The organism is Xanthomonas euvesicatoria pv. euvesicatoria (genome assembly GCF_020880415.1).
GTDB lineage: Bacteria > Pseudomonadota > Gammaproteobacteria > Xanthomonadales > Xanthomonadaceae > Xanthomonas > Xanthomonas euvesicatoria.
In genome coordinates, this window is the sequence record NZ_JAJIUJ010000049.1 from 1 (window position 1) to 13,524 (window position 13,524).

At 61.8% G+C, this 13,524-nt stretch carries 8 protein-coding genes; 2 read left to right on the forward strand and 6 right to left on the reverse strand.

Features of this window, described 5'->3' with window-relative positions; translation table 11 throughout:
• Positions 1-270: 270 nt before the first annotated feature.
• Entirely contained in the window at positions 271-1,392 is a 1,122-nt protein-coding gene (xopJ, locus tag LN450_RS08520; protein ID WP_011347382.1) for a type III secretion system YopJ family effector XopJ, read from the forward strand.
• A gap of 364 nt (positions 1,393-1,756) precedes the next feature.
• Here the strand turns inward: xopJ and LN450_RS08525 are convergent, their stop codons facing one another.
• The 6 genes from LN450_RS08525 to LN450_RS08550 form a co-directional block, all read right to left on the reverse strand.
• The gene (locus LN450_RS08525; RefSeq protein ID WP_011347381.1) at positions 1,757-4,774 is read right to left on the reverse strand and encodes a sensor histidine kinase; all 3,018 of its coding nucleotides are present in this window, start codon (positions 4,772-4,774) and stop codon (positions 1,757-1,759) included.
• Positions 4,775-5,195: 421 nt separating this feature from the next.
• On the reverse strand, positions 5,196-5,582 hold the full coding sequence (locus LN450_RS08530; RefSeq protein WP_008575730.1) for a hypothetical protein: 387 nt from the start codon (positions 5,580-5,582) through the stop codon (positions 5,196-5,198).
• A gap of 139 nt (positions 5,583-5,721) precedes the next feature.
• Positions 5,722-6,324 carry a response regulator gene (locus tag LN450_RS08535; RefSeq protein ID WP_031422732.1) on the reverse strand — a complete coding sequence of 201 codons (603 nt, stop codon included), beginning with the start codon at positions 6,322-6,324 and terminating at the stop codon, positions 5,722-5,724.
• A gap of 38 nt (positions 6,325-6,362) precedes the next feature.
• Positions 6,363-9,452, reverse strand: a complete 3,090-nt coding sequence (locus LN450_RS08540; RefSeq protein WP_011347379.1) for a sensor histidine kinase — start codon at positions 9,450-9,452, stop codon at positions 6,363-6,365.
• Positions 9,449-9,982: a LuxR C-terminal-related transcriptional regulator gene (locus LN450_RS08545; RefSeq protein WP_228892355.1), complete on the reverse strand. Its 534-nt coding sequence runs from the start codon at positions 9,980-9,982 to the stop codon at positions 9,449-9,451. Before LN450_RS08545 ends, LN450_RS08540 begins: the two co-directional genes overlap by 4 nt.
• A gap of 141 nt (positions 9,983-10,123) precedes the next feature.
• Positions 10,124-11,332, reverse strand: coding sequence for a cytochrome P450 (locus tag LN450_RS08550; RefSeq protein ID WP_228885039.1), 1,209 nt, complete (start codon positions 11,330-11,332; stop codon positions 10,124-10,126).
• A 604-nt stretch (positions 11,333-11,936) separates the two neighbouring features.
• Between LN450_RS08550 and LN450_RS08555 the strand changes: the two genes are divergently transcribed.
• Positions 11,937-13,523, forward strand: coding sequence for a GMC family oxidoreductase (locus LN450_RS08555; protein WP_011347376.1), 1,587 nt, complete (start codon positions 11,937-11,939; stop codon positions 13,521-13,523).
• The last annotated feature ends 1 nt before the right edge of the window (position 13,524 follow it).

Genomic DNA, 13,524 nt, shown 5'->3' on the forward strand with positions numbered 1-13,524 from the left:
CTGCTCCAAGACTTCGCACCGAAGTGTTCGATTACATCGAGATGTAATACAAGCCGATCGAGGGTCGGCAGGGATCCGTAAAAAAAGCAAAAAAGTGATCTAAATTGCTGTCAGAAAAGGATTTTTCAAGAATCCCTGCCAAGCCTCTTATAGAGGCTCGAGAATCCCGCGCGTCAATGCTTCGTCGTCACAGCTATGACTTCGGTGAGCCAGCGCGAATCGGAGAGATTCTCGCCAAACTTGCTCCCACAGTCACTGTAGGAGATCAACATGGGTCTATGCGTTTCAAAGCCGAGCGTGGCAGGCTCACCTGAGCATTATGCAGCCCACGTCGCAGAGCAGGCCACGCCCTCGGAAGAGGGCAGTGGGACCCCGGCTCAGGCCACGTCTTCTTACTCGGCCACTGACCCAGCGTTGCAGGGGCTCGCAAGACGCGGCAAGAAAGTTGACCTTTCTCGTAGCGGCCTGCCTGAGCGAGTCGCACTGAAAACCAAGCTGTTAGCCAACTCCCTGTCGGATGCAAAAGATGCAGGAGTCCGCTCAAGTATAGTGAAGTACGGAGAGCGGACCTTGAAAATGTTGGCGGCGAACAAGCAGCCGGATGAGGCGCTTCTGAAGCTCGACATCAAAAATCTGCCGGCCTTAGCCTCGGTGTACAACCGTCGTTACCCTGGATTGAACATCCAGCACTTTGACTCGCCTATTGACTTCTTGCAGTCTTTGTCCGAGCAAACCACCTCAGTAGTTTCCCAGCGTGCCGTTCTTCGACTAGAACGTGATGGTGAACATCACGTGGCAGCGGATGTTCGACGGAGACCTAATGGCGAAGCAAGCGTAATCGTACTGGAGCCGGCGAGACTGCTCACTTTCGTGACCGGCCATACCCAACTGCGGCGTCAGGCCCTGTCCCAGCTCGGTGAAAATGCCAAATTTGCGTTCATTCAGGTGGGGGCACAGAAGTCTGCAGCGGACTGCCTGATGTTCGATCTGCATTTCGCTTTGCACGCTCACCAGCACTCATCCCTGTTCGATCAGTGGCATGACAACATGGTCAACCACGGGACGATTGATCCATACGGGCAAGGCGCGGCTTCGCCCGACGCGCTCTTGGAAGACGCTGGAGTCGAACTCATGCTCGGAGAACAGATGCTGCCCGCCATCTTCTATAAGCACACGCACAGCAGCGGCGTGGTAGAAGAAGTGGACCGATCCCAACCAGGAAGTGCCTACACGGATGTCAGCACAAGCGGACGCCAGCAGCAACATGAATCGCTGGAGCAACGAGTTCAGGCCTTCCGCGTAGATCGAGGTTACAGCGCGTCGATCGAGACGTCGCGCGCCACAAAGATTCGATCAGCACTGGAGACAGCTATCTCTGATCGCCAGTCATAGGCAAATGGTGAACTTGATGTCCGGGCTGCGCGCGGCGATGGTCGCGTAGGTCGGCTCTCTTTGCCGCGACGACGGGGGGGGGGGCGCAGATATATTGCTGCGACTTCACTCCATGGATAGCGCATGCGGTGATCGCCCATAGGCTCCGTGAGAATCCCTCGCTAGCAGTACGCGGCCGCGCAGTCCTCCCGCAGGCGGCGCTGGGCGCTCTGTAACCGCTGCCTCTGACCAGCAGCAGGCCAGCCGGTGCTGTGCGAGTTGCATCCTCCTTGCCTGCCTGCGCTGACTTTGCAAGTCACAACCGTCCAGCCTAAATGACGCCGCCGTCCAGTTTGACTGATAGCTTCGTCCAGTTTATTTAGTGTTAGCGTCCACTTGCTTGGCTGTATGTAATTTTTGCGGGAACGTGCAGTTCCACTTCGGTACCGGTGGCAACGCCATTTCGAAATGCGAGCGTGGCACCGATGCGTGCAGCGCGCTCGCGCATGCCGGCCAATCCCCAGTGACCGGGCCGCACGCCCGCGGCAAGCACTTCGGTCGCGATGCCGCGGCCATCATCACTGATACACAGGCGCAACGCCTTGGCGCCGTAATGCAGTTCGAGCGTTACGGTGCCCGCCTGTGCATGGTTGAACGCATTGATGAGGGCCTCGCGTCCGATGCCGAACATCTCGTCATGTACCAGTGGATCGAGCGGTCTCTGCGTACCTTCGACGCGCATCTGGAAGTTCGGTGCAGCGTCGTGCATCAGGTCAGCGCCCACGCTGGCCAACGCCTGCGGAAAGTCGCTGACCGGCGCGGCAGCGGCGCGCAATCCTTGCACGCGATCACGCCCTTCGCTCAGCACATCATCGGCACGCTCGAGCGCGCCCTCCATCGCAATGCGTGCCGGCTCCTTCACGGGGAGTTTTTCGATCGCCGCCTGGAAGCGCAGGATCAGGCTTTGGATACCCTGCAACAAGGTGTCGTGCAGTTCGCGCGCGATCCGTTCGCGTTCGAGATGGCGCTCGGCCAGCCGCGCCTGCAAGCGTGCCTCCATAACCCGCAGTCGGCGCAGGTAAATGAGCCAAAGCAGCCCGGCTCCAACGAGCACGCATAACGTCAAGAACCAGCTCGTCAGATAGAAGGGCGGTGGAATCTGGATCTCCATCGCTGCACCCTGCGTGTTCCAGACCCCGTCCTCGTTGGCGGCAAGAACGCGAAATCGATAGTGGCCAGGACGCAGATTGGTATAGATCGCCTCGCGCCGCGTGCCGGCGTCTTGCCAACCCTGATCGACGCCTTCGAGCCGATAGCGAAACCGCACCCGTTCTGGAATCGAAAGGCTCAGCGCGGCGTAGGCGATGCGTAGTTGTTGTGCACCGACGGGCAATTGCAGCAACGCTCCGGGCAAAAACGGACGACCATCCACCTCCACAGCATGCAGATACACCGGCGGTGGCAACGGATTGTGGTGCAAGCGGTTGGGATCGATCCAGGCCAAACCGTTGTCGGTGGCGAACCACACCCGCCCATCGCTGGCTTCGGCTACGGTGAAGTTGGTCGGCGCCATCTGCGGGGCGCCAGGCAAGCCATCGAGATAGTCGAACCTTCGGTAACGCACCGGATGTGTCGGATTAGCGAGCACCTGCGAGACTTCTGCAGCCGGTATGCGAATCGCCCCTTGCACATCGCTGAGCCACAGGTCACCGGAGGCAGTTTCGACCAGGCCAGAAATGCTGCCCAACGTGTCATTTTTTGCGGCAACAATCTTGGAAAAGCGCCCTTGGTGGTACAGCGCCAGTCCGAGTTCGCCGGCAACCCAAAGATGAGGTCCGCGGCCACCGATCGCCATCACCCGGCCCACCTGAGGCCCCTGTTCGCTCGTATAGGTATGGGTTTTGCCACCTTCGATGCGGTGCAGGCGATCGGGCAGCGTACTCAGCCAGACGCGCCCCTGGGTATCTTCGAATACCGCACTTGTGGCGCCTGCAGGATATCCGCCCGGGGTGGTGTCTTCCCATTTGCCGTCGCGGAAGTGCTTGAACCCATGGCCTCCGATGTCGGCCCACAGTCCTCCATTGCCATCGCCGTGAAGCGTGTGCAAGAACCAATCGCCTCCACGCACACCAGCGGGCCAGGGCATCAGCACGAAACGGTCTTGATAGTAGCGCCAGAGACCAACATATCCTGGCCACCAAATGGCACCGACGGGATCACGATAGGCACTGTCGATATTGACGACCTGCGCATGCGGAATCACTGCGTTGCCGCGGATTTGCAGCAGAGGTCTGGCCGAGAAGCTGGCAGCCCAGATATCACCGCCCTCTCCCGCCATCAGGGTGAACCCGGCGTGTCCGCCAGGTATGCTCACCGGTACAACATCGCCATGGCGGAAACGATCGACTCCCTTATCGCTGCCAAACCAAAGATTGCCTTCGCGATCCTCCAGGGCGGCAATCAGCAAATCCGAACTGAGTCCGTTTGCTTGCGTAAACACCTCGACCCTGGAAGCCGGTTTGGGTTGTTCGGGGTGGCTGATCCTGCGCAGGCCGTCACCCACGGTGGCGATCCACAGCCCGCCATCTCGGTCGAACGTGATGGCCTGCGACCCCACCCAGATTTCTTCGTCCTTGCCGACACGGCCGCTGCTTGCCAACGCGAGCGGCCGCACCGCGCGCGCTGTCTCGGCGATCCAGTGGCGTCCCGCTGCGTCCTGAGCGATTTGAGCGGCATCATTCAATCGCTGGCCCGTATCGCGGAAGACCTGCTCGCCGCGCGGCAGGAACAGCAGCTTCTCGATTCCGGCGGCCCACAGCGTGCCCGTCCGATCGACGCCCAGCACCCGCGCGCGCTCGCCTTCCGGAAAGCCCTGCACCACGCCGACCGTCTTCCAGCGTTTGCCCTCGCGGACAGCCAAACCACGCGCGGTGCCGGCCCAGATAGCCCCGTCATGATCTTGTGCGAATCCGAACACGATATCGGGTGGGAGCTCATCTTTGCCCGAATACACCTGCAAGGTCTTGTCTCTGAGACAGGCCACTGCGCCATTGCGAAAGCCGATCCAGAGATCGCCCTCTCGGGTCGCCAGCAGCGCGGTGACATTGGGCGACGGCAGCTGCGAGCCGCCAATGCTGTCGTAGCGTTCGAAGGTCACGCCATCGAAGCGGAACAAGCCGGTTGCTCCACCGATCCACAGGTAGCCATCACTGGTCTGGGCAAGCGCACGTACCTGACTCGGCGCGCCATCGCGCGCAGTCCAGGCGGTATGATGCAGCTGCGCGAGGTTGCGCTCGCGGTCGAGCGCATGCGCATTTAGCGCAAACAGCAATCCTGCGCCCGCGATGCAGCAGTGCAGGATGAAGCGCATCCATAAGGGTGTCAGACGACGCAACGCCGCCATCTCCTATCTCAGGGTGGATAGACCAGGCCCACTCCGAATCGGAGAGCGTTCTGCAGCCCTGGCCTCTCGCGTCGATCGCGGTGATGGCCAAAGCGCTTCTGTGCGTCACGGGCTGCGTGACTGTATCTCATGCCGCCGGATTACGTGATATCACCAAAAGCCCTTGACTTGATAGCAAGCTCAAGCGCATTGCAAGATTGCAAGAGTTACCCGTGTAAAGCCAGTGAGTCGGGCATGGTCGACCATCTCCAGCTCAATCGTTTATCACCTGGCATGTGCGTGGTTCACCGCCTCAACGTTGGCGAAGCAGTGTCAGATGCGTTGTAATTCAAAGCAAAGCATGCCGACGTGACCGGACTCTCCGTAGGTAGGCATGTCCACCTCGCCCTGGTCGACATGGGGGCGCATTGAATGGCCCTGATCAGCCTGGCGTTCGATGCGCGACACGGCGCCGCTGGTGATGGACAAGCACGGTAAACAGTCCAAGCAGTCCGCCAAGGCAGGTCGCCAGCAGAGGCAGATGCGTCGGCATATAGGCCCCCCGATCGCGGTAGCTTTCTGGATAAAACGAGGGTTCCAGCAACCACCAGGCGACGCCGCCGCCGAGCAGCAGCGCGCAGAGCGCGGTCTGCAGCTTGACTGCAGGCGCAGCGACATAGGCAAGAATGACAACCGCCAGCGCGGCGCTGAAGCCTGCGCCAGGAAGATGCCAGACGCCAACCACTGCGGTCGACAGACTGCCGAGGACGCCGGCAATGAGAAAGCCGCCCAAGAGGATCGGCAGTAGCAATAACCAACGCAGCGCCATGATCTTTCCTTATGCCTTTGACCGTTAGGCGCCGCCCTCACGCCTAGGTGGAGTCGTCTTGCAGAGCAAGGCCCCTTCGCCTTGCCTCCATCTTGTTCTGGTGACCGATGGGTTGCAGGCGACGCAAGATCGCCCCGATTCACACCTCGAGAATGCCGCGTTTGAGGGCGAGTAACACCGCGTGCGTACGGTCCTTGGCACCAAGCTTGGACAGGATGCGCTTCATATGCGCTTTCACCGTGCCCTCGGTGACGCTGAGGCTTTCGGCGATTTCCCGATTCGCGTTGCCACGCGCCAGCTCTCGCAAGACTTCCATCTCGCGTGGTGACAGGTCGTCCTCGCCGGCATGCTGTGCCAGTTCCATAGCGATTTCCGCAGGCACCACACGCCGCCCTGCGTGGACTGCGCGGATCGTATCGCGCAATTCCTTGCGCATCATTCCCTTGAGCATGAAGCCCCTGGCTCCACTCTTGAGCGCGCTCATCGCCTGCGCGTCGCCGCGGTAGGTGGTCAGAATCACGATGCGCGCTTCCGGCCATTCGCTGAGGATGCCGCGCAGCGCTTCCAGCCCGCCCATGCCAGGCATCTGCAGATCCATCAGCGTGACGTCCGGCCCATGCACGCGAAACTGTTCGATCGCCTCGCGGCCGTTTGTGGCCTCGGCGATCAAGGCGATGTCCGGCTGCTCGCTCAACGCGGCCTTGATGCCGTCGAGCAGCAGCGGATGGTCGTCAACGGCCATGACGGTAATCAACGCTGGCGAGGTGTCTCTAGCCCGATTCACGTCGGGTCCTCCTGATGCATGCCAAGGAGCTTGCGCCAGTTCCAGCGCCGTCTTCGGGCGTCTTTATACGCCCAGCTGCCAGGCAGCTGCAATTGCACGGTGCTCCCAACACCCGGTTTGCTCGAAATGCTGAGATTGCCGCGCACCCTGGCGGCACGCTCGCGCAAGCCTTTCAGGCCCCAGTGCCCATCCTTGACTCCCGATAGATCGAAGCCAGATCCATCGTCGCTGACGCGTATCTCAAGTTGCCGGCGCCCGAAAACGGTGACGACCTGCACGCGGGTGGCACGCGCATGGCGGAAGGCATTGGCCATCGCTTCGCTGCCGATATGGAAGGCTTCATCCAGAACCAGCGGATCCAGTGCGCGTCGGCTGCCCTCCACCGAGGCCTGGAAGGCCACGCCATAATCGCGCGCCAGTTCGCTTCCGGACATCGCCAATGCATCCGGCAGGTCCATGCAGACCGAAGTGCGCAATTCAGCCACCTTGTCGCGACCATCGGCCAGAATTCTGTCCGCGCGATCCAACGCATCTTCCATCAGTTCGCGTGCGCGCTCTCCGTCCGGTATCCGTTCGGCAGCCGATTGAAATCTCAGCATCAGCCCTTGCACGCCCTGCAGAAACGTATCGTGCAAATCGCGTGCGATGCGCTCGCGTTCCAACAATCGCGCCTCACTTCGCCATTGTAGCTTTGCCTTGACCTGGCGCATGCGCAGGAAAAACAGCACCCATAGGGCGCAGGCGATCGCTGCAATGCACAGGGCCAGGAAGGTGCGTGACTGCACGAAGGTGGGCGGAACGACAAAGTCCACGCTTGCGCCAGCGTTGTTCCAAACCCCCGACTCGTTTGCTGCAACAACCTCGAAACGATAGTTCCCGGGGCGCAGACCGGTGAAAAAGGCCTCGCGCCTGGTGCCTACGTCTTCCCAGCCCATGGCCGATCCTTTTAGGCGATAGCGGAACTGCACGCGTTCGGGCATGGTGAAACTGGGTGCGGTATAGGCGAGCTGAATCACCCGCGGCTTGGTAGGCAGCGCTATCACTGAGCGACTCTGTCCTTCGATACTGGTGCGCTGGCCATCCACCGTGATGGATTTTAGGTAGACGTTGGGCGTCACCATATTGCGTGGCAGTGGCCCCGGCGCAAGCGTAACCACGCCGCTGGAGGTCGTGAACCACAACCGTCCATCAGTACTTTCGATGGCAGTTGGCCATGTGCTCAGGAGCTGTACGGCACCTGGAAAGCCATCGTTGTGGTCGAACAGCCTGGACCTTGCCAGATGTGCCGGGTTTGCCACGATATTGCGAACTTCATTTGCATCGATGAAGACCGCGCCATCGCTGGTGTTCAACCACAGTTCCCCCCCTGCCCGCTGGATGAGCCCGGCGATGCTGCCGAACCGAAGTCCTTCGCTGTTGAGTACCGAGTGAAACCGCTTGCCATCGAAACGAGCGAGGCCTTTTTCGCCGCCGATCCAGACATCGCGACCCGACACGGCCATGACCTGCACCGGGCCTGTCGCCAACCCATCCGCAGCGCTGTATACCCTAACTTGGTCGCCATCGACGACCGCCAGGCGATTGTGCACATAGCCAAGCCAGAGCCGCCCAGCTGCATCCACGGTCATCGATGTCGCCGGCTCGCGCGGCAACGCGGCCAACCCGCCCCACAGCATCCAGCGATTGTCGACGACCCGGTACACGCCTCCCCGGATCACCGACACCCAGAGCGTGCCATCCTTCTGGCTGGCAATCGCCTGGATGCCGCTGGCTTTGTGTGTGTGCTGGGGACGCCATTCGACAAGTCCCTTGCTGCTGCTGCGATAAATGGAACTGTGGCGTCCACCCAGCCATAAGGTGCCGTTGTGATCCCGGTGCAGGGCTGAAAAGTTCTCATGGGACGACGGCAGCGATTCTTGCCTTAATCCGTCCCGTAATCGGTGCAGTCCATGGTCCGAATCACTGACCCAGATCGAGCCATCTCCCGCTGCAGTCAATGCCGCGCCGCGTGAAGCGCGCTCAAGCCCAACTCGCAAGAAGGCAGAGCTACGAAATCGCGACAACCCACCATCAGAGATCACCCAGGCGTTGCCTTCGCGGTCCTGCATGAGCGCGATCGGCGTCTCGCCCAACAGACGGATGGGGGCAGTGACGTCTTTGCTCGCCGGGGTGCTCTGTGTTGCCGTGCGGTCTTGTCGGAGCAGTGGAACCCGCTTGAGGCCATTGGAGGACGCATGCCAAAGCATGCGATCGCGGTCGATCATCAATACCAGCAGCTCAGCGGCAGACTCGGGAAAGTTCTGCCAGGTCATTGCCAATGCGTTTCCGACCTGCGGGGCTTTCAGCTCACTGAGCCCTAATCGATGCTGCGCCAACCAGACCTGCCCATCCGGCGATTTCAGCAAGTAACTCCATTTGGTATCGTTCGCCTGCCTCAGGCCAAGTTCGAAGTGACGCTCTCCACGCCGGCGAAAGTACAGCGAATCGTCCGTATAAGCCCACAGCGTGCCCGCGCCGTCGAGTTCCAGCTGGTTGACTTGCACCGGCGGAAACTGCCAGGCCGTTTCCGCCTGCGTCCACCGCCCGCCTTCTAACCGGAACAAGCCGCGTGAGGTCCCGATCCACATGCGGCCGCCATCCTCGGCAAAGCTCATCGCCGTGTTAGGTGGCAAGCCATCCTGAGTGGAATAGTGCTGCGATGTTCCATCCTCACCGATGAAGCTGGCGCCGCCGAACAGATAGCCGACCCACAAACCCCCCGCTGGCCTTGCCCACAGTGCATAGATTTGAGATGTCGGCAAAGGAACGCCGGCAACCTGCTGGACGCGTTCGAACTCGACCCCATCGAATCGGAACAAGCCTCCACTGGCGACAACCCAGATATAGCCATCGCGCGTCTGGGTCATGGCGATCATGCCGCTCGGCGCGCCGGTCTGGACCGTCCAGTGCATCTGGTGCAACTGGAAAAGCGGGACCTCCGCCAGCTGTGCGAATGCCGGCAGACATGCGCACAGCGTCAGTGCCCACCCCAGCACAAGCCGAAATGCCAACGCGAATGCCAACGCTGGGGCACGAGACACGCTCACGCCGCGCGTGCGCCAAGCCGGCGTGGACGAGGTGGGACCCGTGCGTTGTGACGGTCGGGAGGCGCGGGAGGGTGGCAAGCATCGCCTGATAGGCCCAGCAGATCGGCAATGCGCACCAGCTCGGCAAACGAGCGCGCACCCATTTTGTCCATGACACGCTTGCGATGGATCTGTAGTGTCGCCTCGCTGATGCCCATGGCTGCGGCAGCCTGCTTATTGAGCAGGCCATCGGTGACCAGCTGTAATGCTTGCCGCTCGCGCGGCGTCAATGCTGCGTAGCGCGCCATTGCGTCCGCGAACCTGGTCGCCGTCGCCACGATCCACTCGTCGAGCTGCGCATCGATGCCATCGAGATCGTCCGATCGCAACAACACACAGGGCGCGTGTGCGCCATCCCCCATCACCAGCATGGCCGGCTTGACTGCCGCATCGCGCCGGGCGGCCACCTCACCGCACGATAGCGGAAGTCCTGGTGCTTGCCAGCGGCTGGCATCGACCAGGACGAACATGATCGGAGGAGGCTGTTGCATGCGGATGGGTCCCGTTGGAACGCCTACTACCGTAACTGCGCGTCCCCACCCCCACAATGCTCTCAAGTCCAGCAGCTGCATTGCACCTTAGGGTAATAGCCGAGCATCGGATCGGCAGTGAGTGCTTTGCTACGCGATGCGTCAACCCGTCCGGGCACTGCCCCAGCTGACGCGGAAGTCTTGCGCGGTCCGAATGCCGAACCCACCCTGGACCACGACCGGATTGCCGTCGAATCGCATGTCCGGTAGCCGTTGCGCCATTGCAGCCAGGCCTTCCTCAAGCTCGATCATGGCCAATGCCTCACCGAGACAGCGATGGACACCACCGCCGAATACGAGTTGGCGCTTGGGAGCGTCAGTGCGATGAATGTCAAAGCGCTCCGGTTCCGCATACAGCGCCGGGTCACGTAGTGCAGATAGCGTGGACAAAGACAGGATCTTCCCTGCAGGCACCAAGGTGTCATCCAGCACGATGTCCTCTAACGTGATACGCGGCACCGATGCCACCGCCGGCTGATAACGCAGGCATTCGCGTACTGCCGCCGGAATCAATGCTGAGTCGCGGCAGACCGCTTGCCACTGCTCCGGATGCTGCAGTAAGAGCGAGGTCTGGATTGCAAGTGCACTGCGCGTGGTGTCGCTCCCGGCGAGCAGGATGGACATCAATTGCGCCACGACTTCGGTCTGGGAGAGCTGCCCGGATGCATCGCTGGCAGCAATGTAGCTGGTGATGAAGTCCTCGCGCGGGTGACGCCGACGGTGGGCGATCAAGCCCCGCACATAGGCATCGAGCTCGCCTGAAGCTTGCTGTAGCTCGGGGACTTCGTCAGGGGTAAAGGTGGAATTGAACGCGCGTGACACGCTGTAAACGCAACGGGTGAAGGCCGGGATATCCGTCTCGGGCAATCCCAGGATGTGGCAAATGACACGCGCAGGAAGCCAGCTTGCGAAGTCGCCGATGACGTCCATTGCACCCGCGTCGTAGCGCGCATCGATCAGTTGTTCGGCAACGCGACGCGCGTAGGGGCGTACGTCCTGGACGAAGCGCGACGCAAATGCCTGAACGAGCGGTAGGCGCCGGTTCCGATGTGCCGTTCCATTGCTCAGCACCATGGTGTGCTTCAGGAACTCGAGCAAGGGACCATCGGTCACACCGCGCGCGGTGGCGATCTCGGTTTCCATCTGCCTGGTTCGCGGGTCGACGAGCAGCTGCTGCACATCCTGCGCACGTATCGCGACATAGAGTCCGTCGTCGCGCTGCAGGACGGGCGTCAGCGGACGCAAGCGTGCGAATACGATCTGGGGGTTGGCCTGCAGTTCGGCGCTCGTACATTTCAGAGGTTGCTGCATGATCATCTCGTGTGGGGGACTGCGAGGGAATCCACTTCGATTGGACAGTGCTGCATGCACCGTCGGTAAGAGCCAGAGGGATACCAGCGGCGAACGCGTGTCGACCTGGGAACGACGCGAGCACTGAGACAGCCTGTAGGGCTGTGCGACAAGGCGGGCCGCCCGTGCGCCTTTTTTTCCGATGGCAGCGGCATTGCAGCGGACGCGCATGGTAGTGCGCACGCAAAGGATGTCGCATCGCCCGGAAGTCGCGCGGTCGATTTACCCCTTTGGAGTAACGCGCGCTATACCGTACGCCTCGCGCTTCATACGATGAATATCGAATATCGCTCGGCACGCGCAGTGCAGATACTGCTGCGGCCGACCTGTCGTGGTGCGCTTGCAGTATCCGAAGCGGCATCGACATGCGGCGTGATGCCGCGCCTTCGTGCCTTGGCCGTGCTGCCGCCATCCAGAGTCCTTGATCGCTCTAGCGCAGGAATTGCCTGGCGCATGCGCCGAGTCGACAGGATCGCGCCGTGCTGGCTTGCGCCATGCATGCATCCCCCACCCTTTTCGGAAGCGCAAAGGCACTGCGTTGCCGCTTCTCTACCGGATTCAAGAGATGCCAATGATTTCCGATCCACTCCGATTGACAGCCGATACGCCGCAACTCACACGTCCTTACGACTTCATCGTCTGCGGCGCAGGCCCCGCCGGCAGCGCCCTCGCCGCGCGGCTGGCAGAAAATCCGCAGGTCGAGGTCCTGCTGCTCGAAGCTGGCGGCAGCGATGAGGTTCCGGAGGTGATGACCCCGACCCAATGGCCGCTCAATCTTGGCTCCGAGCGCGATTGGCAATTCGTTGCCGAGCCCAATCCGCATCTGAACAATCGCGCGATTCCGCTCAACATGGGCAAGGTGGCGGGCGGTGGTTCGGCCATCAACGTGATGATGTGGGCACGCGGCCACCAGGCGGATTGGGACAGCTTTGCGCAGGAGGCCGGCGACGAGGGCTGGAGCTATCGCTCGGTGCTGGATGTCTACCGCCGCATCGAAGACTGGCAAGGCATTGCCGATCCGCTGCGACGCGGTAGCGGCGGCCCGGTCCATGTCGAAACCGCACGCGATCCGCATCCGGTTGCCAGCGCCATGGTCGAGGCCGCCGCATCCACCGGCCTGCCGACGTTCGATAGTCCCAATGGCGAGATGATGGAAGGCCGCGGCGGCGTCGCCTTGACCGAACTGATCGTCAAGGACGGCAGCCGCGCGTCGATCTTTCGCGCTTACGTGTGGCCCAAGCGCCACCAGCCGAACCTGACCGTGCTGCTGCAGACGCAGGTGAGCCGACTGCTGTTCGACGGCCACTCGGTGGTGGGCGTGGAAGCGATCGTTGGCGATCGTCGCCAACGGTTCATGGCCGACCGCGAGGTGGTGGTGTCGCTGGGCGCGATCAATACACCCAAGCTGCTGATGCAGTCCGGGCTCGGCCCCGAATCGGAATTGCGTCCCCATGGCATCCACGTCGTCCAGCATTTGCCGGGCGTCGGCCGCAACCACCAGGACCATGTGGCCTTCGGCTGCATCTTCGAATCCAGGGCGCCGATCGCTGCGCAGTATGGCGGCTCGGAAGCCACGCTCTATTGGAAGACCGACCCGGCGTTGCAGCTACCGGACGTGTTCCACTGCCAGCTGGAATTTCCGGTGGCTACGCCCGAAACCGCGCACATGGGCGCGCCGGACCACGGCTGGATGGTGTTCGCCGGACTGTCGCATCCCAAGAGCCGCGGCAGCTTGCACCTGACCGGTAGCGATCCGGGCGCGCCGCTGCGCATCCACGCCAACACGCTCTCCCACCCCGACGATCTACGGGCGGCGCGTGCCAGCGTTGCCATTGCCCGGGAGCTTGCCCATGCACCGGCGTTCGATGCATTACTGAAGCGCGAAGCGATGCCCGGGCCGCTCTCGGGTGCGGAGATGGACCAATACCTGCGCAACTCCGCCATCACCTTCTGGCACCAGGGGTGCACGGCGCGAATGGGCCGCGATGCCCTCTCCGTCGTCGATGGCCAACTGCGCGTGCACGGCATCGACCGCCTGCGCATCGCCGATGCCTCGATCCTGCCCAATGTCACCAGCGGCAACACGATGGCCCCGTGCGTGGTCATCGGTGAACGCGCCGCCGACATCATCAAAGCGGCCCATCGCCTCTGAG